Genomic DNA, 23,851 nt, shown 5'->3' on the forward strand with positions numbered 1-23,851 from the left:
ATGAAAAGAATTCTATTCCTTTTTCTTGGCGGTTGCGCGGTGCTACTGGCCTTGATTTATGCCTTTATCTATTATGTGCCCTATAGTGAAGGTGTACGTTACGGGAACTTATTAAAATAAGTAACAAGGGAGTATTGGTCAAAACATGGGAAGGTGAAATAAGCCAAGGAATTTCGGGAGCTCAGATCTTTTCTTTCTCAGTTTTGGATAAAGATAAGGAGGTAATACAAAAACTACAGGACTACCAAGGGCAATACGTTAAGGTAAATTACACGGAGCGCTATGCCACCTTTTTTTGGTTGGGAGATACCAAGTATTTTATTACCCAAGTAGAGAAGGAACAATCCCCTCATTTTAGAAATTGATGCAAGAATTTAAAAGTGTAAAGGATTCCCAGGTTTCCATAACAGAGCTAATGCTTCCCTCCCACTCCAATTTTGGTGGAAAAGTGCATGGTGGCCATATTTTAAACTTGATGGATCAAATCGCTTTTGCGTGCGCGTCCAAACATTCACAACGATATTGCGTAACAGCTTCCGTTAATCGAGTGGATTTTTTGAATCCTATCGATGTTGGGGAATTGGTTACATTAAGGGCTTCCATCAATTATACAGGTAAAACTTCTATGGTAGTGGGAGTTCGTGTGGATTCTGAAAATATCACTACAGGAAGAAAAAGACATTGCAACTCATCTTATTTCACGATGGTAGCCAAAGATGAAAATGGTAAAAGTGTTTCTGTACCCGGATTGATAGTTACAGATAAACAAGGGGTGAGACGATTCGCCGAAGCAAATATCGAAAATTGGAGGCCAAAGAGCGAGATACAAAATTCGAGTCCTATAAATTTAATCCCGACCAGTATCTTAAGGAATTAGAAAATGAAAACTGTAAAGTAGATCCGGGTTCTTAGGATATTTCAGAAGCTGCATCTTGATCCAAAAACCATACTAATTCTTTAGACGTTGGGTTTACCAATGATGCCGGATACTTTTCGCTCCCTGATTCATTTTGGGTAATTATCCGTACTTTTTCAGATTTACCAGCTCCAGTCACCAAAAATGCCACCACTTTGGCATTATTAATAACCCTTCCGGTTATGGTTACCCTTCGTTGACCTGATTCTCGGATGTAATGCTACCTCACAATTCGCATCGGAATTCCACAAATGGATTTCATGTGGAAAAATGGAAGCCGTGTGACCGTCATCTCCCATTCCTAAAATGACCAAATCAAACTGGGGTACCCCTTCTACCATGGGAAGTTTCTTTTCCAATAAGCTAGCGTAGCTTTTTGCTTCTTTCTCGGGATCTTCCTCACCTTTAACCCTATGAATATTCCTTTGGGGAATATCAATTTTTGATAATAAATGAACTACCGTCATCTTATAGTTGCTCTCATCATCTGTAGGTGGTACGCAACGTTCGTCACCCCAATAGAAATGAACTTTTTCCCAATCAATTTCATCTTTAAAGGAGGTAGCCAATTCATCAAAAACGATTTTTGGTGTACTTCCTCCGAGAAGAGCAATGTGAACCGTTTTACTTTCGCCAATAAAGTCCGCCAAATATTTAGAAAAAGCTATGGCCACTTCCTGCTTATCCTTATATATCTTCAATTCCATAAAAAGTGCTTAACAAAGTATACAATAGCTCTCATCGTCCGTAAGTTGCTCTCCAGGATTTCGCCAGTATCCATCCCCCTCTATCAAATCATCAGAGTTTCTATAGTCCCCAAGTACCGGAAGGATAACCATACATACGTACGTCTTTACCCTTTTGCCAATAGTCCAAAATAGGATCTACAAATTCCCAAGCGGCCTCCACCTCATCAGCCCTTGCATATAGGGTGGCATCGCCTTGCATAGCATCCAATAAAAGTCGTTCATAGGCCTCCATGACATGTGTCTCCATCAAACTGGAATAGTAAAAGTCCGATTTGCGCGTTCCACCTTAAAACCTTGACCAGGCACCTTTACACCAAACTTTACCAGTATTCCTTCATCAGGTTGTATTCTGATAATCAATTTGTTATCCTTATTATGAATACCTGATTCTTTAAATATTTGATGATGTGGCGTTTTAAAGTGGATCACCACCTCTGTTACTTTTGTAGGCATTCTTTTGGCAGTTCTTACGTAAAACGGAACATCCTTCCATCGCCAATTATCCACAAAGAACTTAATGGCGGCAAAGGTCTCGGTCGTAGATTCCGGATTCACATCTTCTTCCTGTCTATACCCTTTTATGGTTTTACCCTGAATATCGGATTCCATATATTGCGCCCTAATCGTATTGTCATGCAAGGTCTTTTCATCGCGCATGACCCTCAAGGATTTTAGTGCCTTTACCTTTTCGTCTCTAATTTCCTCCTGGCTTATCCCCTATGGGCGGTTCCATTACAATAAGGGAAACTATTTGGAGTAAATGATTCTGGAACATATCTCTTAGGGCACCTGACTTATCGTAATAGCCACCACGTTTTTCCACGCCCACACTTTCGGCATTGGTAATCTCTATGTGTTTAATATAATTCCTGTTCCATAAAGGTTCAAAAATGCTATTCGCAAAACGGGTCACCAATACATTTTGTACCGTCTCCTTTCCAAGGTAGTGATCAATTCTATAAATGCGGGACTCTTTAAAATAGTTTTGAATTCCATTGTTCAAAGCCTTGGCGGTTTCCAAACTGTATCCAAAGGGCTTCTCTACGATCAAGCGCTTCCACCCATTATTCGGGCACTAAGACCTGAATCGGCCAAATTTTTGGCAATAGTCTCATACAAGGTCGGAGGGGTTGACAGATAGTACATAATGTTTCCCTGTGTTCCTTTTTCCTTATTTAAATCCCCTACTCTTTCTCTTAGCGATTCATAGTCCACATCATAGGATTTTCCTAGGTCATGATAATAAAAGATATCGGCAAATTTTCGTATTCCCTCTTCATTCTTTTTCTTCAATTTATCCTTTAAATAGGCACTTTCCAGTACCGTTCTATTTCGAAAATCCTCATCCGTCATATCACTCCTACTAGTTCCCAAAACAACAAAATGCTCGGGCAATTGGCCCGCCTCAAATAGGTTGTAAAGAGCGGGCACCAACTTTCTTGCGGTTAAATCTCCTGATGCCCCAAAAATGACTAGCATTTGATTCTCTGTTTTCTTCATATGTGTCAACCAAAATTTATGTCCCTAAAAGTATCGAAAACTATCGCCAATACCAATGTGTTGAGCTGTCGATATGGGAGAATTGTAGATATTTTCACTTACTTTTGAAACTTACGATATTATGGAAAAAGCTTTTTATGAAAATGAAATATGATTTTGGAATGGTTGGGCTTGGTGTTATGGGCCGTAACTTTATACTAAATGTAGCGGATAATGGTTTTACCGCAATTGGTAACGACTTGGACGATGAGAAAGTAAACGCCCTAATCGAGGAAGGTGGAGATACCAAAAAGGTCAATGCTACTACGGACAGTAAAACTTTCTTGGATTCTCTTTCCACCCCAAGAAAAATAATGCTATTGGTACCTGCCGGAAAAATTGTGGACATTGTTATAGAAGGACTATTGCCCGACTTGGATGAAGGAGATTTGATTATTGATGGCGGAAACTCTTTTTATACCGATACAGACCGGAGGGAGGCGTATCTTTCCAAAAAAGGAATAAATTTCTTTGGGGCAGGCGTTTCAGGGGGTGCGAAAGGAGCACGAAAGGGACCGAGTATCATGCCAGGTGGAAACAGGGAAGCCTATCAACATGTAAAACCTATTTTTGAAGCGGTTGCTGCAAAATATCAAGGTGAACCCTGTGTTGCTTATTTAGGACCAAAATCAGCCGGAAACTATGTGAAGATGGTCCATAACGGCATAGAATATGGATTGATGCAATTGACATCGGAAATCTATGACGTACTCAAAAAAGGAGCCTCTTACAGCAACGATGAACTTCATAGTACGTTTCACCAGTGGAACGAGGGAAGATTACAGTCTTTCTTGGTAGAAATAACTTCCGAAATCTTTGAACAAGAGGACGATTTGGGCGATGGGAGATTGGTCGATCAAATTCTGGACAAGGCAAAGCAAAAAGGTACTGGTAAATGGATCAGTCAGAATGCGATGGATTTGGGAATTCCTGTTCCCTCCATAGATATTGCGGTAAGCATGCGGGAAATATCCGCCCTAAAAGAGGAGCGAATATACGCCGATGACTTATATGATCGCCCCGAAGTGGAGCAACTAGACAAGAAAAAAATAGAAAAATTGACCGAAGAAGCACTGTATTTCTCCTTCATCATTACATACGCCCAAGGATTACATCAATTGGCAGATGCTTCGAAAGAATATGGATACGAATTGGATATCGCTGAAATCGCCAAGATTTGGCGTGCAGGGTGCATCATTCGAGCGGGTTTATTGGCAGACATTACCAATGCTTTCAAAGCCGACCCAGCTCTTCCAAACTTATTATTATCTCCTACTTTTGTTGAAAAAGTACAGGGCACGGTGGATTCAGCCAGGGAATTGGTCGCTTTTGGTGCCGGAAATGGAATTCCATTACCCGGACTTTCCAATTCACTCACCTATTTTGACGCCTATACCTCAAGCAGGTTACCCTTAAACTTAATTCAGGCGCAGCGTGATTATTTTGGTTCACACACCTATGAGCGATTGGATAGGCAAGGTATTTTCCATACCGAATGGGAAAAGGAGTAATTCACGTTGTCGAATATGCCCTACAGTATCTACGTAGTAGAACTTCATAAAAAGGTTTTTACTGAACATAGAAAATTCCGTGAAGCCAATCCCCAATTCAATGGAGTACTGGAGTGTTTATATGTGGGAATGACCAGCAAAACGCCCAAAGAGCGATTTGAACAGCACAAAAAAGGTGTATTGAGCAAAAAAGGTGTAGATATCTCTTCCAGTATCGTCAAGAAGTACGGCCTATATTTAAGGGGTAGCCTATATAACCATATAAAACCCTTGGCTACAAGGGATGAGGCGTTAATCATGGAACGTATTCTTGCCTTGGAATTAAGGAGAAAAAAATATGCGGTTTGGTTCAACTAAAACAAAAAAGCACCCATTTAGGGTGCTTTTTTAAATGTTAACTTAAGCTTTATTTGCTCAAATACATTTTCCTTCTCGCATACAGATTATAGAACTCGTCATCCTTCAGGCTGTCGATAAATAGTATGCTTTCTCCCGTACTTTTCATTTCAGGTCCAAGGTTCTTGTTCACATTAGGGAACTTATTAAAGGAAAAAACCGGTTGCTTAATAGCGTACCCTTCTAAGTGGGGCTTAAAATCAAAATCCTTGATTTTCTTTTCGCCCAACATCACCTTTGTGGCATAATTCACGTAGGGTTCCTTATAAGCTTTTGCAATAAAAGGAACGGTTCTCGGATGCACGTGGATTCGCCTCAATTATATATACGATGTCATCCTTAATCGCAAATTGTATATTTATCAGACCGACTGTATTAAGGGCCAAAGCAATTTTTTTGGTATGATCCTTTATTTGCTGCATCACAAACTCCCCTAGGTTGAAAGGTGGTAAGGTTGCGTTGGAATCCCCGAGTGAATTCCACAAGGTTCTATATGCTCCATGATACCTATTATATAGACATCTTTACCATCGCAAATAGCATCCGCTTCCGCTTCTATTGCCCCATCCAAATAGTGGTCTAGAAGAAGTTTGTTGTTCGGGATTTTTCTTAAAAGGTCCACTACATGTTCTTCCAATTCCTCTTTATTGATTACGATTTTCATTCCCTGTCCACCCAATACATAAGACGGCCGTACCAATAATGGGAAATCCAACTCATCCGCCAAGGCCAAGGCTTCATCGGCTGTTTCCGCAACACCAAATCTAGGATACGGAATATCATTCTTTTTTAATAGGTCAGAAAAGCTTCCCCTATCCTCTGCCAAATCCAAGGATTCGAAACTGGTACCCAAAATCTTAATACCATACTTGGAAAGCTTTTCTGCCAATTTAAGGGCAGTCTGGCCTCCTAGCTGTACAATAACCCCTTCCGGATTTTCATGTCTAATAATATCATAGATGTGCTCCCGTAAGACAGGTTCAAAATATAGTTTGTCTGCTGTATCAAAATCAGTTGAAACTGTTTCAGGGTTACAATTGATCATAATCGTTTCATAACCACATTCTGCAGCTGCCAATACCCCGTGAACACAGCAATAATCAAACTCTATCCCTTGCCCAATTCGGTTAGGATCGGAACCAAGAACAACTATTTTCTTTCTATCGGTTACCACACTATCGTTCTCCACATATCTGGTACCGTCCGGCTTTTCAATTTCTTCTTCAAAGGTGGAATAGTAATACGGTGTCATAGCCTTAAATTCGGCCGCACAGGTATCTACCAATTTGTAGACTCTGTTTACATTGAGTTCCGTACGCTTATTGTAAACCTCGCTCTCGTAGCAATCCAGCATATGGGCAATTTGCCTATCTGCAAAACCTTTTTGCTTCGCTTCCAACAATAATTCCTTGGATAAGGTTGCTATGGTGTATTTAGATATTTCCTTTTCCAACTGATATAATTCCTCGTACTGCTTCAGGAACCACATATCTATTTTGGTAATTTCATGAATCCTGCTCAGCGGAATCCCCATTTGTATGGCATCGTAAATCACAAATACCCTGTCCCAACTTGGAATGGTCAACTTGCTAATGATCTGATCATAGTTTTTATAACCCTTTCCATCGGCACCTAAACCATTTCGTTTGATTTCTAAGGATTGTGTTGCCTTATGCAGTGCCTCTTGGAAAGAACGACCAATTCCCATTACCTCACCTACGGATTTCATTTGTAATCCCAATGTACGGTCAGAACCCTCAAACTTATCAAAATTCCATCTTGGTATTTTTACGATGACGTAATCCAAAGTCGGCTCGAACAAGGCGGAAGTGGATTTGGTAATCTGATTCTCCAATTCGTCCAAGCTATAACCTATGGCCAGTTTCGTAGCCACTTTTGCTATTGGATATCCCGTTGCCTTTGAGGCCAATGCGGAGGATCTTGAAACCCTGGGGTTGATTTCGATAGCGATAATATCTTCCTTTTCATCTGGACTCACTGCAAACTGCACGTTACAACCACCCTCGAAATCCCCAATACTGCGCATCATTTTGATGGCCATATCCCTCATCCTTTGGAAAGTCCTATCGGATAAGGTCATGGCAGGTGCGACGGTAATGGAATCACCGGTATGGATACCCATAGGATCCATATTCTCAATGGTACAAATAATAACTACGTTATCATTCTTGTCACGTAACAGCTCTAATTCATATTCCTTCCATCCCATCAAGGCCTTATCGATCATCACTTCATGGATTGGGGAAATTTCCAATCCATGGCTCAATAAAGCATCAAAATCCTCGGGTTTGTAAACGATAGAGGCTCCTGCTCCACCTAAAGTATAAGAAGCCCTAATAACTAATGGAAAGCCAAATTCCTGGGCAATTTCCTTTCCCTTTAAAAATGATGTTGCCGTTGCCTGTGGTGCCATTCCCACACCTATTTTCAACATCAATTCACGGAACTGTTCTCGATCCTCAGTAATATTGATAGCATCAATATCCACACCTATAAGTTCCACTCCAAAATCCTCCCAAATTCCCTTTTTATCAGCTTCAATACAAAGATTCAAAGCGGTCTGACCACCCATGGTAGGCAGTACTGCGTCGATTTGTGGGTGTGCCTTTAAGATTTCTACAATTGATTTAGTGGTCAGGGGTTTTAAATACACATGATCCGCCATAGAAGGGTCGGTCATAATGGTTGCGGGATTACTATTGATCAAAATAGTTTCTATCCCATCTTCCCTCAAGGAGCGAAGAGACTGACTTCCTGCATAATCGAACTCACAAGCCTGACCAATAATAATTGATCCGGAACCAATAATCAAAATTGAATTTAAATCTTTTCTTTTAGGCATTCCAATAATAGTTTCTCGTTATCTAAAATTTCAAAATTAGGTCAAAAAAAGGTGCTGAACTTAAAGAAGCAGCACCTTTTTTTAAAAGTTATCTACAAGTCATTATTTTTTGTGACGTGGCTCAGAGGAAACAGTTAGCTTTTTTCTACCTTTAGCTCTTCTTCTAGCAAGAACTTTTCTTCCATTAACGGATGCCATACGCTCACGGAATCCGTGCTTGTTTTTTCTTTTTCTCTTAGATGGTTGAAATGTTCTCTTACTCATCGCCTATATTTTTAATCTAAAATGTATCTCTTTTGAATTTCCTATTCATGGATAGGTAAAACCGGGTGCAAATATACAAAGAGTTTTGTCTTTGGCAAGAGGTATCGAAAAAAATATTTTAATAATTCCTTTCTTTCCAAAAGCTAGGTTTTCCCTAATTTTGCCCGAACAATTTTTTATCGGTATGCTGCCATTAAATGAATGGGTTTTAAAGGCGACCGACTCTATCTAAATCAAATCAAATTATGTTCAACAAGAATATAAAGTTGGTCATCGCTGGTCTAATAATCGCTTATGCGGTGTACCAATTCATTGAGGGCAATATTGGCAATGGAATTTTTTTAATTCTTTTATCGTTAATTTTCATATTCCTCTATTTTAGAAACGAAATTATCCTATTGGCATTCTTAAGAATGCGAAAGCAGGATCTTGCCGGAACGGAGAAATGGCTTTCCAAAATAAAAAACCCGGAAAGTGCCTTAATAACCAAACAGCAAGGCTACTATAACTACCTTTATGGTATTATACACTCCCAAACAAACCTCACAAAGGCAGAAAAATATTTTAGAAGAGCTTTAAAGTTGGGCTTAACAATGGACTACGATGTGGCTATGGCAAAATTGAGCCTTGCCGGAATTTCCATGCAAAAAAGAAGAAAAAGGGAAGCCACTATCTTATTGAACGAAGCCAAAAAACTGGATAAAAACAATATGCTCACCGAACAAATACGGATGATGCAGCAGCAGATGAAGAAAATCTAGTTTGACTTCTTTTCCCTATTTGGACGTTTCTTTATAATATCCCTTGTTAGGTATTTCAATCGCATATTTCTTGCGAGAGCTATTGTTCAGATGAGGCTCACGAAGCCATGGATTGTGGCGCTTAAGAATCTTGTAATTGATTTCATATTGTTGAGCAAAATCCGCGAAACTGGTAACAGGTTCATCAATTTCAACGGTAAAGGTCGGTACTGCGGTATAGTAGTCCTCCTCATCTATATGAAACCCATATTTCTCCGGGTTGGAAAGTATTTCCTTAATGGCAAGAATTCTGAATACATATCTACCTGTTTCATCACCAAGTAGTAAGTCCCAATAATTGTCTACCTGTTGAATGCCCATATATTTATTTATGGAACCAGGATATGCATTGTAAGCGGCTGCAGTTAAAGACCAACTACCATAACGGTCCTTCCATTTGTTTAGATATTCACAAGCCACTTCGGTAGACTTTTCCGGATGATACCGTTCATCTACGTTTGAATTGACCTCTAAACCATATTCCCTACCTGTTTCCCTCATAATCTGCCGGAAACCAGTGGCACCGGCCGGGGATACCACATTGGTAAGTCCGCTTTCTGCTACAGCCGGATATTTAAAATCATCCGGTATACCGTTTTTTGCCAAAATGGGTTCTATTATAGGAAAGTACTTATGGGCCCTTTTCATTAAAAGCAATGCGTTTGACTGCCAATAAGTGTTCACTAAGAATTCCCTGTCCACACGCTCCATAATCTCCGGGTCCTCTTGAGGAACCATTTCTCCTGCAAAATTTAAATCCTCCGGGATATCTATGGATGAAATACGATATTCGGCCGCTACATTCTTCTCAATGGTATCCTTGGCAACCACCTGTTTTTGATTACTAGTGGGGAATTCATTGGATTTAGTTGCAAAAACCAGGGTGCCAATGATAAAAAGGACACCACAAAACATCAAGACATTTTTTATAAGTTTCATAGCCATAGAAGATTATTATACCATCAAAGGTATAAATAGAACTATCTTAATCCAAAATAATTGTAGGGAGGTGTTCATTAAACCATTTTGCCCTGTGAATAATCATTGTATGGGTTCCGTTTTTTACTACTGTACAATCTGATATGTTTGCAATAGGGAAAACGGTATCCTTATCTCCATGAATATGTACCAAATTATAGGGATATGTTGTTTGATTCCAATTCACCATTTGATGGATGCACCAATCTATATAATATTTATCCCGTATCGATAGGTACTTTTCATAAAGTTCCAATCTTTTGACAACAGTTTCTCCAAAAGCATATTTTGCCAAAAGTTCCACATTGTTCACCAAACCTGTGGGTAATAATTTATGGATCTTTGTATAACGCGCAAAAAGCATTCGTTTTGGTAGTTCCTTTTTTAATTTGACACTGGAAACAATGATTATTTTCTGAACCGAAATCTGTTTTGCCATCTCCTGAACCAAGATTCCGCCCAATGATACACCAATAAGTACAGGGTTGGGATGCTTAATTTTCGCAATCATCTTAGTGGCGTATGATTCTAGTGACTGCCCTTTTTCAGGAATAAACCAATTTAAAAAATGTAGGGTGAAAATTTCTTCGGTAGTCTGATATATTCGAAAATAGAATGGCTTGCTGCCATTCCTGGCATGAAATAGACATGGGTTTTAGAATCCTGCATAGAAAGCAAATGTCATAAAAACTAGGAATTTAGCTAAATTTTTGCTAGTTTTGAACAACGATTGTTGATAAGTTGTATCAACAACTCGGTCGAGAAAAATGGATTTAATTACGATTGGGGAACATCGTAATTTTTTTATCTAAACCAAACACAAAAATCAACTATATGAACAATGTTATCATTAAGGACAATGCTTTCTTGCGCCAATTTGAAACAACTATTAATGGTCAACTCGCGAAAATTGAGTATTCCTCTCAAGAAAGAAAGGTCTTTTTAACCAAGCTCGTGCATTCCGTAGCCGTGGACCAAGAAGACTTTAAAGAAAACTTTATTAAATCCGTTCTCCATCATATCCAGGAACAGAATTTAAGGGTAGTCCCCACAAGTCCTCAAATAGCAGGATTTTTAAGAAAAAATAGACAGTACAAAGAAATGTTGCCCGTAGGCATTAGAATCTAATAAAAAGCTCCTTTTCCAGGAGCTTTTTTTATACGACAGCTTCGGCATTGATAAATTCGATTGTAACTATACCATCCTCTGCAATATCCTTTAATCTTATTTTGTGAAGTGTGTTTACCAATTCAGGATTCCAAGGCGATTTTACCTTGACATAGTTCTCTGTAAAGCCATGGATATAGCCTTCCTTGTTTTCTCCCTCAAAAAGAACTTCCAGCTCTTTACCTAATTGACTCTCATAGAAGGCTCGTCTCTTTTTTACGGACAATGCCCTCAGCATTTTGCTTCTTTTATTTCTTACCTTCTGAGGAACCACTCCATGCATTGATATGGCCTCTGTATTATCCCGTTCTGAATAGGTAAATACGTGTAAATAAGAGATATCCAGCTCATTCAAAAAATGATAGGTTTCCAAAAAGTGTTCATCTGATTCACCAGGAAATCCTACGATTACATCCACTCCAATACAACAATTGGGAATAACCTCTTTTATTTTTTGCACTCGATTTACATATAGGTCGGTAAGATATCGACGCTTCATCCGTTTTAGCAATTCATCACTTCCGCTCTGTAACGGGATATGAAAATGTGGCACAAATGAATTACTTTGGGCTACAAAATCGATAGTTTCGTTCTTTAAGAGGTTTGGCTCGATGGAAGAAATTCGCAACCTATGAATACCATCCACAGTATCCGGAGCCTTTACCAAATCCAGAAAAGTGTGTTCATGCCTTTTATTGCCAAACTCACCCTTTCCATAATCCCCTATATTGACCCCGGTCAAAACGATTTCCTTAATATCCTGTTCTGCAATTTCCTTTGCGTTGTTAAGCACATTTTCCAAGGAGTCGCTTCTAGATATTCCCCTTGCCAAAGGAATGGTGCAATAGGTACATTTGTAATCACATCCATCCTGAACCTTTAAAAATGCCCGGATCCTATCACCAATGGCATAACTCCCCACATAAAAATCAGCTTCCTGAATCTCACAGGAATGCACCTCACCCATATCATTTTTGGAAAGGTCGTTTACATAATCAGCAATATTGAATTTTTCTGTAGCCCCTAGCACCAAATCCACACCATCGACGGCAATAAGTTCTTCAGGTTTTAGCTGGGCGTAACAGCCAACAGCTGCTATAAAAGCCTTTGGATTGGACTTTTGGGCCTGCTTAACTATGGTTTTGAATTTTTTGTCCGCATTTTCCGTTACCGAACAGGTATTGATAACATACATATCGGCCTTCTGGTCAAATTCCACTCTTTCAAAGCCCTCTTTCACCAAACCTCTAGCAATAGTAGAGGTTTCGGAAAAATTAAGCTTACAGCCCAATGTATAAAATGCAACTTTCTTCTTCATAACTCTAGGAGTTCTTTCTCCTTAATTTGCAAATTTAGTAATTACGCCACTTCTTGGTTATTTCAAATACATGGTTCAGAATATCGGCATCGGCATCTGTGAATTCCACTCCTCTTCGGCCATCATTACTTTGGCTGCTTCAAATGCTTTCCGGGGCATATAGGCCGAAAAACCGGAAGCTCCACCCCAGCTAAAACTAGGCACAAAATTTCTTGGGAATCCTGGAACATAAATATTGGAATTCACCCCAATCACGGTACCCGTATTAAACATCGTATTTATGGCAGTTTTACTATGGTCACCCATCATCAAACCACAAAATTGCAAGCCAGTCTGCTCAAATTTCTCGGTAGCGTAGTTCCATAAACGCACCTTGGCATAGTTGTTCTTGAGGTTGGAGTTATTGGAATCCGCACCAATATTACACCACTCGCCCAATACCGCATTTCCAAGGTATCCCTCATGTCCCTTACTGGAATATCCAAAAATCACAGAATTGCTTACCTCTCCACAAACCTTTGAATAAGGTCCTATTGTAGTAGCTCCATAGAGCTTACCCCCCATCTTAACTATGGCATGGTCACAAAGGGCCGGACCACCGCGGATAAGACTACCTTCCCAAATCTCGGCGTGTTTACCAATGTATATAGGCCCATCGGTTGCATTTAAAATGCTGTATTCCACCTTTGCCCCTTCCTCTAAAAATATTCGTTCTGGGCAAATAAGATTATTGGTCTTTGATATTGGCTGACTTTTCCTACCCTTGGTCAAAAAATCGAAATCCTCCTGAAGTGCCCTTTCATTTTGTGAAAAAATATCCCAGGTATTCTTTATTTGAAATAGTTCATTATCATATATAACCACACTGAACTTGCTCCATTCACCTTCGTGGTTTATTTCACCGAGACCGATAGGCAATTACAGTGTCATCTTTTTTTAAAACCTCCGAGGATTTTAGTGACTGGACCTTAACCAATAAATTGGCATCGGGCAATATGCTGCCGTTTATGAAAATATTATCCTCTCCTAATTCCATAGGAAATTTAACACTCAGGTAGTCTTCCGTGTAAAAGCTTATCGATGCATTTAGGTAAGCCTCCCATTTTTCCTTTATCGTCATGATGCCTATCCTTACTTCGGCAACAGGACGAGTAAATGTAAACGGAAAAAGGTGTTCCCTTACAGGGCCATCAAAAAGAATACAGTTCATGGATATTTTTTGTCAAAATTAATCATTAGACTAGGACTAGTTATCCAATTCCTGCTTAAATACTTAAAAAATAGATGGTTTCCAATGAAAAACGCCCCCAAGAATGGAGGCGTTGAATTTTTTAAGGATAAAAGATTTACTATTCCTCTTCTTTCTTCTCTGTTTTTGAGAATTTCTTGTATTTGTTCTTGAACTTGTCAATTCTACCCGCAGTATCCAAAAATTTGGCCTTACCAGTATAGAAAGGATGGGAAGTTCTAGAAATCTCTAATTTTACCAATGGATATTCTACGCCATCAACCTCTAATGTCTCTTTTGTATCCGCTGTAGATTTGGTAAGAAAAACATCGTCGTTGGACATGTCCTTGAAAGCTACCAATCTATAATTTTACTGGTGTATTCCTTTTTTCATTTTTAAAATCGTTAACGCACCCATTCCAACGGGCACTTATTTTAAGGCTGCAAATTTAGTCATTTTATTAGAATGACCAATTTATTACTCAGAAAAAACAGAAAATAAATGTAGGCTTTTTTGTAACTTTTTTATTTATCCGCATACTGATAAGGTAATCAACTTTTAAAACTATAAAAATGGAAGAAAATAAACCGAAAACTGGGAAATTTGCATTGATTTACGGAGCCATACTTGGAGGGATTAGTATGGTTTTTGGTTTAATGCTTTTTTCGGCGGATATGCATTATCAAGGCGGAATTGCAGTTATGCTCATCAGCCTTGCTCTATCGATTGCTGGCATTGTAATAGCCTTGATTCAATTTAGAAAGGCCAACGGTGGCTTTATGTCTTTCTCTCAAGCCTTAAAAGTAGGTGTTGGCGTGAGCCTTGTTGCCGGTATTATTGGAATAATTTTCAATCAATTGATGGCTAATGTTATAGATCCGGACATGATGGCTAAAGCTATGGAATTACAAAGGAATCAATTAATGGAAACTACATCTTTAACTCCGGAGCAAATTGATGCTCAAATGGAAATGGGTAAAAAGTTCTCCACACCAACAATGCAAATTGTATTCGGCCTTATTTTTAGTCTTTTTGTTGGATTTGTTATTTCATTAATTTCCGGACTCATTCTAAAAAGGCAGGAAGATTAGAACTAATTTGTACTTTTGAGGGGAATTCCTAAAGTAAACAATGCAACTTTCCATAGTCATTCCCTTACTGAACGAGGAGGAGTCGCTCAAAGAACTTCATGATTGGATTGTATCAGTGATGCAATCCAATCATTTTTCTTATGAGATACTGTTTGTAGACGACGGTAGTACAGACGGTTCCTGGAACATCATCTCAAAACTTTCGGAACTAAATTCACATGTAAAAGGAATTCGTTTCCTTAAAAATTTTGGCAAATCCCAGGCCCTGCATGCCGGATTTAAAGCTGCCAAAGGGGATGTAGTTATTACCATGGATGCCGACCTACAGGACAATCCCGAGGAAATACCTGAATTATACCAGCTCATCAAATCCAAGGAATATGATTTAATATCGGGTTGGAAAAAGAAAAGATATGACTCGCTCATCTTCAAAAACTTACCTTCCAAACTTTTTAATTGGGCCGCAAAGCGCACTTACGGTGTAAAACTACATGACTTTAATTGTGGTTTAAAGGCCTATGACAGCTCAGTGGTTAAAAACATTGAAGTTTACGGGGAAATGCATAGATATATTCCTGTATTGGCCAAAAATGCAGGTTTCAATAAAATTGGGGAGAAAGTTGTTAAACATCAAGCCGAGAAAATATGGCAAGACCAAATTTGGAATGGAACGTTTCATCAACGGTTTCTTGGATTTGATTACCATTTGGTTCGTTTCCCGTTTTGGCAAAAGACCCATGCATTTGTTCGGTGCCTTAGGGGTTTTAATGTTTATAATCGGTTTTGGTTTCGCCCTTTATTTAGGAATAGATAAACTGTTTTTGAATCCAAGGGGACGATTGATAACCGACAGACCCGAATTCTATATTTCATTGGTTTCCATGGTGATTGGTACGCAATTGTTTTTGGCAGGCTTTATCGGCGAAATCATAACCGTGAGCCAAACGAAATGAACCTCGTTACCATATTTCCGAAGAATTAAATTTGAACTCGGAACAAACACAATATTCTTTGTAAATTTAGCTAACACTTAAAACCAAAATTACATGGATACCATCCTGGAAACCGCCAAAAGTTGGCTGACCGATTTTTTTGACCCTAAAGTAAAGGAAGAAATACAGCATCTCATTGATAACGACACGGAAGAACTGAAGGACCGCTTCTATAAAAATATGGAGTTCGGTACTGGGGGAATGCGCGGTGTTATGGGTGTTGGGACCAATAGAATCAATAAGTACACCCTCGGAAAAAGCACTCAAGGACTAAGCAATTATTTGAACAAGGTATACGCGGGAGAGGATATTAAAGTGGTCATCGCGTTTGATTGCCGACATAATAGTGATACCTTGGCAAGAACGGTGGCAGAAGTATTTTCAGCGAACGGTATCCAGGTCTATTTGTTTTCAGAATTACGAACCACTCTGAATTGTCCTTCGCGGTAAGACATCTAAATTGTCATGCAGGTATTGTGTTAACAGCCTCTCATAACCCACCGGAATACAATGGGTACAAAGTGTATTGGATCGATGGTGGACAAATAGTTCCTCCCCAGGACGGTGAAATCATTGCCGAAATAAATAGTCTTGGTTTTGAGGATATCAATTTTAAGTCGGATGAAAGCTTGATCAAAGTCATCGATAAGGATGTGGACGAAGCGTTTATAGAAGCATCTGTAAAAAACGGGAATTTTAATGCAGCTGGGAAGAGCGATTTTAAAATTGTTTTCACCTCTTTACATGGAACATCGATCACTGCCATACCTGAAGTATTGAAAAGAGCTGGATATGAAAACGTCACTATTATTGAGGAACAAGCCAAACCCGATGGTTCTTTCCCCACCGTTAAGTCTCCAAACCCTGAGGAATCAGAAGCACTTTCCATGGCTATTAAGAGGGCAGAAGAAATAGGTGCCGATATGGTGGTTGGTACGGATCCTGATAGTGATAGGTTGGGCATTGCGGTAAGAAATTTGGAAGGCAACATGCAGATTGTGAACGGGAACCAAGCCATGGTATTAATGACCAAATTTTTGTTGGAGAAAAAAAGGAAAAAGGTTTTAAAGGAAATGAATTTATTGCTACTACTATTGTTTCAACTCCTATGATGGAGGCAATGGCAAAGGCCTATGGCGTAGAATTCAAAACCGCATTAACAGGATTTAAATGGATCGGTAAAATGATCAAAGACTTTCCCCAATCTGAATTCATAGGCGGTGGTGAGGAAAGCTTTGGCTATATGGTAGGGGATTTTGTGCGTGACAAGGATGCGGTAACCTCTACCCTATTGGCCTGCGAAATAGCCGCACAAGCCAAAGCCAATGGAAGTTCTTTTTACAAGGACCTTATTGAGTGCTATGTGGATTACGGTTTTTATAAAGAACACTTGATTTCCCTAACAAAAAAAGGGATGAGTGGTGCCGAAGAAATTAAACAAATGTTGAAGGATTTTAAGGAAAACCCTGTTGACTCTGTTGCAGGTTCCAAGGTTAAGTGGATTGAGGATTACAATACTTCCACTGCTAAAAATGTATTGACGGGAGAAGAAAAAGCCATCGATATCCCTAAATCCAATGTATTGATATACGAAACCGAAGATGGAACCCGTATAGCGGCCGGACCAAGTGGAACGGAACCCAAGGTAAAGTTTTACATCAGTACTAATACAAAATTGGACAAGGCAGAAGACTTTAGCAAAGTATCCGCACAATTGGATGCAAAAATCAAAAGCATCGTTAGCGAGCTCAATCTAGGTTAATGGATTACTTTAAGAAGATTTTACGGTTTGCAAAGCCGTATAGGGTTTTCGCCCTATTAAATATTGTGGCTAACATTTTCTATGCCCTATTTTCAACATTGGCAATGATTTCTTTGTTTCCAATGCTAGCCGTCCTTTTTAAACAAACTGAACCGGTGTATGAAAAACCTGTTTGGAAGGGTCTTTCCAGTGGCAAGGATTATTTGATGGAATATCTTAATTTCTTTGTAACGGAAAGAAGTGGTAGTGCCGGTTCGGAGATGCCCTGTTGTTCATGGTCATTTTGGTCATATCCATGTTTTTCTTGAAAAATCTATTTGGGTATTTGGCGATGTATTTCATCACATTTTTACGAAATGGCGTCTTAAAAGACTTAAGAAATGCGCTATATAAAAAAACTATAGAACTTCCTATTTCGTATTATTCAGAGAAAAGAAAGGGTGATACTATTGCCCGTATTACGTCGGATGTATTGGAAATCCAACATTCTTTTCTATCCATATTGGAACTGATAGTCAGGGAACCACTTACAATTGTCTTTACCATCATTGCGATGATTTCAATAAGTCCTAAACTGACTTTATTCGTATTTCTATTCCTTCCATTATCCGGTTTTTTGATTTCCTTAATAGGCAAGTCTTTAAAACGAAAATCTGATAAAGTCCAAAGGGAACAAGGGCATTTTTTATCCATATTAGAAGAAACTTTGGGTGGTCTTAGGGTAATTAAGGCATTCAATGCGGAATCAAGATTCATGGAAACCTTCCAAAAATCAACAAAACGATTTTATAATTTTTCCAACGGATTGCTTAATAGACAAAATTTGGCTTCACCCACAAGCGAATTCTTTGGAATAGCCGCCATTGGAGTTATTTTATGGTATGGCGGTCAAATGGTTTTAGTCGATAAAAGCCTGCAACCTGAACTTTTTATAACTTATATGGGCCTAGCCTATCAAATACTGACCCCTGCAAAAGCAATCAGCAAGGCCTCTTACGGGGTCAAAAAAGGGAATGCCGCCGCCGAGCGCGTATTGGAAATCTTGGAAACGGAAAACCCAATTTCCGAAATTGAGAATCCGGTGTTAAAAACCGAATTTAACCAAGAAATTAAGCTTAGGAATATTTCGTTCAAGTATGAGGAAGAGTATGTACTCAAAAACTTCAACTTAACCGTACCCAAAGGTGCAACCGTAGCATTGGTGGGTCAATCCGGCAGCGGAAAAAGCACTATCGCCAATTTAGTAACCCGATTTTATGATGTCAATGAAGGTGAAATTACCATCGACGATACCAATATTAAGCATTTTTCCAAAAAGTCATTAAGAGGTTTATTGGGACTGGTAACCCAGGATTCCATTTTGTTCAATGATTCGGTAAAAAACAATATTCGATTAGGTAAGGAAAATGCCTCTGATACCGAAATTATGGAGGCCGCCAAAATAGCGAATGCCCACCAATTTATTATGGAACTACCCAATGGGTATGACACTAATATTGGGGATAGCGGCAACAAGCTTAGCGGTGGGCAAAAACAACGCCTTTCCATTGCGCGTGCCGTGTTAAAAAATCCTCCAATTATGATATTGGACGAGGCCACCTCTGCTTTGGATACCGAAAGTGAGCGCTTGGTACAAGATGCCCTTGAAAAGATGATGCGGAATAGAACCTCCATTGTTATAGCCCATCGCTTATCCACTATACAAAATGCAACGAATATTATAGTGTTGAGTAAAGGTGAAATTGTAGAGCAAGGTAGCCATGTAGAACTTTTAAGTAAAAACGGCACCTATAAGAAATTGGTAGATATGCAGTCATTGGGTTAATACTTTAACTTCAGGCCCAAGTCTTGAGCGATATCCTATTAATTTTTCACTTTCTGCTTCCGATAGCTAACAAATTAAACCTTTTCTTAATTTAGAAGTCAAAGTATAAAACGTTTTCGTTTGATTGCAGAAGAAACCTTAGTAAGGGAACTTAAAGCAAAGGAAACACAATCCTATGCTTTTGAGATACTAGTATCTGAATACAAGGAGCGTTTGTATTGGCATATACGAAGAATAGTTTTGAACCATGACGATGCCGATGATGTGCTGCAGAACACTTTTATTAAGGTGTACAGAAATATCGAAGGCTTTAAGGGGGATAGTAAATTATTTTCTTGGATGTACAGGATTGCGACCAATGAGGCCTTAAGTTTCCTAAAACAGAAAAATCAGAAACTTGGATTTACAGATGGTGAATATCAGAAGCGTGCGGCCAAAAATTTACAGGCCGACGTATATTTTGAAGGAGATGAAATTCAGTTGAAACTTCAAAAAGCCATTGCCACCCTCCCGAAAAGCAAAAGCTAATTTTTAATATGAAATATTTTGAGGATTTAAAATATGAGGAAATCTCAGAAATATTAGATACAACCGTTGGGGGCCTAAAAGCTTCCTATCATTTAGCCGTAAAAAAAATTGAAGGTTTTCTCAAAGAGGATTAAACCATTTAAACAATTGGGAGTCATATTTATAGAATGAAAGGGAAGAAGACAAATAAAAATCCATTTACTACTCCAAAGGGCTATTTTGATAGCTTTGAGGACAATTTATTGGATAAAATAAATAAGGAAACTTCCGGTATACCCAAAAAAGAAGGCTTTAATGTTCCCGAATCCTATTTCGACAGATTTCAAGAGAACATTATGACCAAGATAAGGGAAGAGGAATCCACTCCCAAGGTTATTCAATTCCTACCTATCTACAAATTTGTAGCTATTGCCGCCTCTTTCGCTGCAATGGTAGTTCTAGTCATAAGCATAGATTGGAATCCCGCTGAAAACTTAAATTTTAACGACTTGGCCAATTCTGATATAGAAGCCTATTTTGAAGATAACGAGTTAGACCTATCATCGGATGAAATTGCCGAAGTATTGCCATTAGAAGGTTATGAAATCAATGATTTCTTGGAGCCTCAAATGACAGAGGAAAACCTGTTGGATTACTTAAATGAAAATGTAGAAAGTTTTGAAGAATTAAACTTAGAAGACAATGAATAGAATAGTATTGACCTTATTTTTATTGTTCGCCCTTATGTCTTTTGGTCAGGATAAGTCAAAGGAAAAAATAAAGGCACTGAAAGTTGCCTTTTTAACGGAACAATTGGAGCTGACAAGCAAAGAAGCCCAAGAATTTTGGCCTGTTTACAATGAATACGAAGAAAAAAGACATGAATTAAGAAAAAAACAATGGGTTGAAATTAGGAGTAAACTCAAGGAACTAAATGGTATTAGTGAAGCTGAGTCCCAAAAACTTTTAAAAGCCTATATGGACATTGAAGAAGAAGAGGAAAAATTGGATAATGCCTTCTTAAGGGAGGTAAGCAAGGTTATTTCCGCCAAAAAGACCTTAATTCTTATGCGTTCCGAAGAAGATTTTAAAAGACAGCTAATAAAGCAATATCGTCATAATAAAGGTGGACGATAGACAAATCAATAAATTATAATAGGGAGATATAATCGCTTCCTTTTTTATTTAAAAGTCAATTTCGAAATTCGGTTCTTACCAGCCGCATACGCAACGGTATCGGAAAGAAATCGTACCGTATAAAATCCCTCATCACTGAGCTGTTTCCATTTTAATCCTCCGTCAAAAGAATAAACAATGCCCGTAAAACCAACAGCAACGATTCCTTTCCCATCAGAATTTGGAATGAATTGAATACAGCTTCTATAGTTAGGAAGCTCTCCTTCGGCTATCGATTTCCAGGAAAGACCACCGTCATTAGTAATTATTTTGTTCCCTTTATTTACTTCGGGTCGAGTGTAATCTCCTCCAATTGCAACTCCTAGATTTTCATCATAAAAATCAATAGAATAAATTCCTTGTGTAGGCACATCGTTCATCATAGGCGTAGTGACAACCTCCCATGTCTTTCCTTTATCCTTTGTATAATAAATCCTTCCTTCTGTGGTGGCTATCCACGCTTGATCACCCTTGACTTCTACATTAGTATTACTTGCTGCAAAAGCCCCTTCTCCTTCGATACCTTCGGGAAGCTCGGAACAAGAAATCTTACGCCAGGTTTTTCCCCCATCCCTGGTGATAATAATACTTAAACATCCCTCTACCGTATCCCCTACAGCGACACCTTCTTTATTATCCCAAAATGTCATGGAATCATAAAAAACGGCTTCTCCTTCCTCCTTGTAAACCAATTCCATTTTACCCTGACCACCTGTTTTATAAAGCAATGCAGGACTTCCAATAGAAAGCATGAAAAAATCGGATGATGTATGCCCAATCGCCCTAAAAGAAGGGGTGATAATATCATATTCCATGACATTCGTACGCACCTTTCCCGAAGAAATATCCACTGTTCCATATAAGCCATCACTTCCGGCAAAAGCCAATGTACTTTGGTCTAAAAATTCAATTGCCCTAATACTTGTGGAATCGACAAAAACATCCTCAATCTCTACTGAAGTAAATTCTGTTCGTCCTATTTTTTCAGAACAGGAAGCAAGTAACAGGAAAATAAAAAGAAAGGATAAGATGCGCATGTCTATAAAGTTTCTCAAAAATAAATGGAATCCCCACTAAAACAATACCTTTGCACCCTTAATTTTTTCTAATGAGGTTGCATAGAAACTTAGTGTTTGCAGTAATAGATGCATTGAACTTAATCTTTAATGAGGGAGAGTACGCCGATAAGGTTGTTCAAAAAGTGTTGAAGTTCGATAAACGCTGGGGAGCACGGGACTGAGGGTTCATTGCGGAAACCACGTATGAAATGGTTCGATACAAAAGGTTGTATGCCGAAATTGCCGAGGTGAAAGCACCTTTCAGTAGGCCCGACCTTTTTAGAATGTGGGCGGTATGGGCCGTTTTAAGCGGGATTAAATTGCCCGATTGGAAGCAGATTGAACCCACGCCCGAAAGAAGAATCAAGGGTCGGTTTGACGAACTTTCCAAAATTCGAAAATACAGAGAGGCCATCCCTGATTGGATAGATGAATTAGGGGTCGAAGCATTGGGGGAAGAACTTTGGACCCAAGAAATTGCTAAGTTAAATGAGCCGGCAGAAGTAATTCTAAGAACCAATACACTTAAAATCACCAAGGAAAAACTTCGAAAAAAGCTTTTGGATGAAGGCATCGTTACGGAACCTATTAAAGGATATCCTCTTGCCCTCAAACTTCCGGAACGTGCGAACGTATTCGTAACCCAAAGTTTTAAGGACGGTCTTTTTGAGGTACAGGACGCCTCATCACAATTAGTGGCTGAACTTTTGGATGTGAAACCAGGCCAGCGTGTCGTGGATACATGTGCAGGCGCGGGAGGAAAATCATTGCATTTGGCCGCATTGATGGAAAACAAAGGACAGCTGATCTCCATGGATATCTACGGGAGTAAGCTAAAAGAATTGAAAAGGCGTGCCGGAAGAAATGGAGCGCATAACATAGAACCTAGGGAGATTACCTCTACCAAGGTAATCAAAAAGTTATACGACAGTGCAGATAGAGTTTTAATTGATGCTCCATGTACGGGCCTTGGCGTTATTCGAAGGAATCCTGATACCAAATGGAAACTACAACCAGATTTTTGGATAAAATTACCAAGACCCAACAAGAGATCTTGAGAAGTTATAGTAAGATTGTGAAATCGGGAGGAAAAATGGTCTATGCCACTTGTTCCATACTACCACAAGAAAATAGTGACCAGGTCTCCTCATTTTTGGGTTCTGAAGAAGGTAAATCATATTCTTTGGTGAAGGAGAAGAAAATATTTGCCTCAAAAAGTGGATTTGACGGCTTTTATATGGCTCTATTGCAAAAAGAAAACAAGGTCTAGCCAAAGAGCGGTAATTGCTGATCTCCTTTGCTTTCAGTTTTTTTAGTTGCTGGTTTATCCTCCGGTTTTTGACCCCATTTTTTCATAGCAAGCACCACAGGCATAAGCGATTTACCTTTTGGGGTTATTGAGTATTCGACCCTTGGTGGAATTTCAGCAAACATCTTGCGCTCCAATATTTCTGATTTTTCCAATTCCTTAAGCTGCTTGCTCAACATTTGTTTGTTGATTCCATTAATATTTTTGAGCAGTGTTGAAAATCGATTGATTCCCATGGAAACTTTATATAAAATTATTGGTTTCCATTTACTTCCTATTTCCTCCATACAAGAGGTGACTGGGCAATTATCGGAAAGGTTACTCAAAACAATTAAGATTAGGATTTAAAAATAATTTTTTTCTTGACCTACCCAAAAATAAAACATCGGTCTAAAATATAG

General features: G+C 38.9%; 17 protein-coding genes and 11 pseudogenes. 14 read left to right on the forward strand and 14 right to left on the reverse strand.

Translation table 11 applies throughout. The annotated features are described in order from the left end of the window. Positions 1-365, forward strand: a pseudogene (locus tag NYZ99_RS10960) (6-phosphogluconate dehydrogenase). Beyond that, positions 365-912: pseudogene (locus NYZ99_RS10965) on the forward strand (acyl-CoA thioesterase). The pseudogenes NYZ99_RS10960 and NYZ99_RS10965 overlap by 1 nt, the downstream one beginning before the upstream one ends. On the opposite strand, the gene NYZ99_RS21840 reads toward NYZ99_RS10965, so the two are convergent. The 5 genes and pseudogenes from NYZ99_RS21840 to NYZ99_RS21860 all read right to left on the reverse strand — a co-directional run bounded on the left by NYZ99_RS21840 (position 909) and on the right by NYZ99_RS21860 (position 3,165). Then, positions 909-1,070 (reverse strand): hypothetical protein, encoded by a 162-nt coding sequence (locus NYZ99_RS21840; protein WP_338038967.1) that lies wholly within the window; start codon positions 1,068-1,070, stop codon positions 909-911. The pseudogene NYZ99_RS10965 and the gene NYZ99_RS21840 overlap by 4 nt on opposite strands. A 10-nt stretch (positions 1,071-1,080) precedes the next feature. Then, positions 1,081-1,623, reverse strand: a complete 543-nt coding sequence (gene pgl, locus NYZ99_RS10970) for a 6-phosphogluconolactonase (RefSeq protein WP_338038968.1) — start codon at positions 1,621-1,623, stop codon at positions 1,081-1,083. Between the two features lie 100 nt (positions 1,624-1,723). Beyond that, a pseudogene (locus NYZ99_RS21850) lies at positions 1,724-2,322 on the reverse strand (glucose-6-phosphate dehydrogenase (NADP(+))). Between the two features lie 37 nt (positions 2,323-2,359). After that, positions 2,360-2,716 carry a glucose-6-phosphate dehydrogenase (NADP(+)) gene (locus tag NYZ99_RS21855; protein WP_338038971.1) on the reverse strand — a complete coding sequence of 119 codons (357 nt, stop codon included), beginning with the start codon at positions 2,714-2,716 and terminating at the stop codon, positions 2,360-2,362. Beyond that, the gene (locus NYZ99_RS21860; RefSeq protein ID WP_338038972.1) at positions 2,713-3,165 is read right to left on the reverse strand and encodes a glucose-6-phosphate dehydrogenase (NADP(+)); all 453 of its coding nucleotides are present in this window, start codon (positions 3,163-3,165) and stop codon (positions 2,713-2,715) included. Before NYZ99_RS21860 ends, NYZ99_RS21855 begins: the two co-directional genes overlap by 4 nt. 137 nt (positions 3,166-3,302) lie before the next feature. Here NYZ99_RS21860 and gndA point away from each other — a divergent pair, with 137 nt between their 5' ends. Together gndA and NYZ99_RS10985 are read left to right on the forward strand one after the other, a co-directional pair. Then, positions 3,303-4,715: an NADP-dependent phosphogluconate dehydrogenase gene (gndA, locus tag NYZ99_RS10980; RefSeq protein WP_260571182.1), complete on the forward strand. Its 1,413-nt coding sequence runs from the start codon at positions 3,303-3,305 to the stop codon at positions 4,713-4,715. A 15-nt stretch (positions 4,716-4,730) separates the two neighbouring features. Further along, positions 4,731-5,072: a ribose-5-phosphate isomerase gene (locus NYZ99_RS10985; protein WP_260571184.1), complete on the forward strand. Its 342-nt coding sequence runs from the start codon at positions 4,731-4,733 to the stop codon at positions 5,070-5,072. Positions 5,073-5,121: 49 nt separating this feature from the next. Here the strand turns inward: NYZ99_RS10985 and carB are convergent. Continuing rightward, a pseudogene (gene carB / locus NYZ99_RS10990) lies at positions 5,122-7,974 on the reverse strand (carbamoyl-phosphate synthase large subunit). Positions 7,975-8,076: 102 nt separating this feature from the next. Beyond that, the gene (rpmH, locus tag NYZ99_RS10995) at positions 8,077-8,238 is read right to left on the reverse strand and encodes a 50S ribosomal protein L34 (RefSeq protein ID WP_084696363.1); all 162 of its coding nucleotides are present in this window, start codon (positions 8,236-8,238) and stop codon (positions 8,077-8,079) included. 245 nt (positions 8,239-8,483) lie between these two features. Here rpmH and NYZ99_RS11000 point away from each other — a divergent pair, with 245 nt between their 5' ends. Beyond that, positions 8,484-8,999: a DUF2892 domain-containing protein gene (locus NYZ99_RS11000; protein WP_260571186.1), complete on the forward strand. Its 516-nt coding sequence runs from the start codon at positions 8,484-8,486 to the stop codon at positions 8,997-8,999. 15 nt (positions 9,000-9,014) lie between these two features. On the opposite strand, the gene NYZ99_RS11005 is transcribed toward NYZ99_RS11000, so the two are convergent. Together NYZ99_RS11005 and NYZ99_RS11010 are read right to left on the reverse strand one after the other, a co-directional pair. Beyond that, complete coding sequence (locus NYZ99_RS11005; protein WP_260571187.1) at positions 9,015-9,977, reverse strand: lytic transglycosylase domain-containing protein; 963 nt, start codon at positions 9,975-9,977, stop codon at positions 9,015-9,017. Between the two features lie 46 nt (positions 9,978-10,023). Next, positions 10,024-10,685, reverse strand: a pseudogene (locus NYZ99_RS11010) (YqiA/YcfP family alpha/beta fold hydrolase). Between the two features lie 165 nt (positions 10,686-10,850). Between NYZ99_RS11010 and NYZ99_RS11015 the strand changes: the two are divergent. Next, entirely contained in the window at positions 10,851-11,144 is a 294-nt protein-coding gene (locus NYZ99_RS11015; RefSeq protein WP_260571188.1) for an N-acetyltransferase, read from the forward strand. A gap of 28 nt (positions 11,145-11,172) precedes the next feature. Here the strand turns inward: NYZ99_RS11015 and mtaB are convergent, their stop codons facing one another. The 3 genes and pseudogenes from mtaB to NYZ99_RS11030 all read right to left on the reverse strand — a co-directional run bounded on the left by mtaB (position 11,173) and on the right by NYZ99_RS11030 (position 14,072). Continuing rightward, entirely contained in the window at positions 11,173-12,501 is a 1,329-nt protein-coding gene (gene mtaB / locus NYZ99_RS11020) for a tRNA (N(6)-L-threonylcarbamoyladenosine(37)-C(2))-methylthiotransferase MtaB (protein WP_260571189.1), read from the reverse strand. A gap of 34 nt (positions 12,502-12,535) precedes the next feature. Next, positions 12,536-13,711 (reverse strand): annotated as a pseudogene (locus NYZ99_RS11025) (GlmU family protein). A 139-nt stretch (positions 13,712-13,850) separates the two neighbouring features. Continuing rightward, the gene (locus NYZ99_RS11030) at positions 13,851-14,072 is read right to left on the reverse strand and encodes a type B 50S ribosomal protein L31 (protein WP_420845223.1); all 222 of its coding nucleotides are present in this window, start codon (positions 14,070-14,072) and stop codon (positions 13,851-13,853) included. 230 nt (positions 14,073-14,302) lie between these two features. On the opposite strand from NYZ99_RS11030, the gene NYZ99_RS11035 reads away from it, so the two are divergent. The 7 genes and pseudogenes from NYZ99_RS11035 to NYZ99_RS11065 all read left to right on the forward strand — a co-directional run bounded on the left by NYZ99_RS11035 (position 14,303) and on the right by NYZ99_RS11065 (position 21,044). Further along, positions 14,303-14,821 (forward strand): DUF4199 domain-containing protein, encoded by a 519-nt coding sequence (locus NYZ99_RS11035; RefSeq protein ID WP_260571192.1) that lies wholly within the window; start codon positions 14,303-14,305, stop codon positions 14,819-14,821. A 40-nt stretch (positions 14,822-14,861) separates the two neighbouring features. Further along, positions 14,862-15,838: pseudogene (locus NYZ99_RS11040) on the forward strand (glycosyltransferase family 2 protein). Between the two features lie 29 nt (positions 15,839-15,867). Beyond that, positions 15,868-17,575, forward strand: a pseudogene (locus tag NYZ99_RS11045) (phospho-sugar mutase). After that, positions 17,575-19,400, forward strand: a pseudogene (locus NYZ99_RS11050) (ABC transporter ATP-binding protein). Before NYZ99_RS11045 ends, NYZ99_RS11050 begins: the two co-directional pseudogenes overlap by 1 nt. Positions 19,401-19,520: 120 nt before the next feature. Beyond that, positions 19,521-20,062, forward strand: a pseudogene (locus NYZ99_RS11055) (RNA polymerase sigma factor). Positions 20,063-20,095: 33 nt separating this feature from the next. Then, positions 20,096-20,617, forward strand: coding sequence for a hypothetical protein (locus NYZ99_RS11060; RefSeq protein WP_260571193.1), 522 nt, complete (start codon positions 20,096-20,098; stop codon positions 20,615-20,617). Next, entirely contained in the window at positions 20,610-21,044 is a 435-nt protein-coding gene (locus NYZ99_RS11065) for a hypothetical protein (protein ID WP_260571194.1), read from the forward strand. Before NYZ99_RS11060 ends, NYZ99_RS11065 begins: the two co-directional genes overlap by 8 nt. Positions 21,045-21,088: 44 nt before the next feature. On the opposite strand, the gene NYZ99_RS11070 is transcribed toward NYZ99_RS11065, so the two are convergent. Then, positions 21,089-22,120 (reverse strand): WD40/YVTN/BNR-like repeat-containing protein, encoded by a 1,032-nt coding sequence (locus tag NYZ99_RS11070; RefSeq protein WP_260571195.1) that lies wholly within the window; start codon positions 22,118-22,120, stop codon positions 21,089-21,091. A gap of 71 nt (positions 22,121-22,191) precedes the next feature. Between NYZ99_RS11070 and NYZ99_RS11075 the strand changes: the two are divergent. After that, positions 22,192-23,411, forward strand: a pseudogene (locus NYZ99_RS11075) (RsmB/NOP family class I SAM-dependent RNA methyltransferase). On the opposite strand, the gene NYZ99_RS11080 reads toward NYZ99_RS11075, so the two are convergent. Beyond that, entirely contained in the window at positions 23,408-23,776 is a 369-nt protein-coding gene (locus tag NYZ99_RS11080) for a winged helix-turn-helix transcriptional regulator (protein WP_260571196.1), read from the reverse strand. The pseudogene NYZ99_RS11075 and the gene NYZ99_RS11080 overlap by 4 nt on opposite strands. Positions 23,777-23,851: the final 75 nt, after the last annotated feature.

The organism is Maribacter litopenaei, from assembly GCF_025244665.1.
Taxonomy (GTDB): domain Bacteria; phylum Bacteroidota; class Bacteroidia; order Flavobacteriales; family Flavobacteriaceae; genus Maribacter; species Maribacter litopenaei.

Coding starts and splice junctions, on each gene's coding strand:
- pgl (WP_338038968.1), bottom strand. CDS start 1,623: ATGGAATTGAAGATATATAAGGATAAGCAGGAAGTGGCCATAGCTTTT.
- NYZ99_RS21860 (WP_338038972.1), bottom strand. CDS start 3,165: ATGAAGAAAACAGAGAATCAAATGCTAGTCATTTTTGGGGCATCAGGA.
- gndA (WP_260571182.1), top strand. CDS start 3,303: ATGAAAATGAAATATGATTTTGGAATGGTTGGGCTTGGTGTTATGGGC.
- NYZ99_RS10985 (WP_260571184.1), top strand. CDS start 4,731: ATGCCCTACAGTATCTACGTAGTAGAACTTCATAAAAAGGTTTTTACT.
- rpmH (WP_084696363.1), bottom strand. CDS start 8,238: ATGAGTAAGAGAACATTTCAACCATCTAAGAGAAAAAGAAAAAACAAG.
- NYZ99_RS11000 (WP_260571186.1), top strand. CDS start 8,484: ATGTTCAACAAGAATATAAAGTTGGTCATCGCTGGTCTAATAATCGCT.
- NYZ99_RS11005 (WP_260571187.1), bottom strand. CDS start 9,977: ATGAAACTTATAAAAAATGTCTTGATGTTTTGTGGTGTCCTTTTTATC.
- NYZ99_RS11015 (WP_260571188.1), top strand. CDS start 10,851: ATGAACAATGTTATCATTAAGGACAATGCTTTCTTGCGCCAATTTGAA.
- mtaB (WP_260571189.1), bottom strand. CDS start 12,501: ATGAAGAAGAAAGTTGCATTTTATACATTGGGCTGTAAGCTTAATTTT.
- NYZ99_RS11030 (WP_420845223.1), bottom strand. CDS start 14,072: ATGTCCAACGACGATGTTTTTCTTACCAAATCTACAGCGGATACAAAA.
- NYZ99_RS11035 (WP_260571192.1), top strand. CDS start 14,303: ATGGAAGAAAATAAACCGAAAACTGGGAAATTTGCATTGATTTACGGA.
- NYZ99_RS11060 (WP_260571193.1), top strand. CDS start 20,096: ATGAAAGGGAAGAAGACAAATAAAAATCCATTTACTACTCCAAAGGGC.
- NYZ99_RS11065 (WP_260571194.1), top strand. CDS start 20,610: ATGAATAGAATAGTATTGACCTTATTTTTATTGTTCGCCCTTATGTCT.
- NYZ99_RS11070 (WP_260571195.1), bottom strand. CDS start 22,120: ATGCGCATCTTATCCTTTCTTTTTATTTTCCTGTTACTTGCTTCCTGT.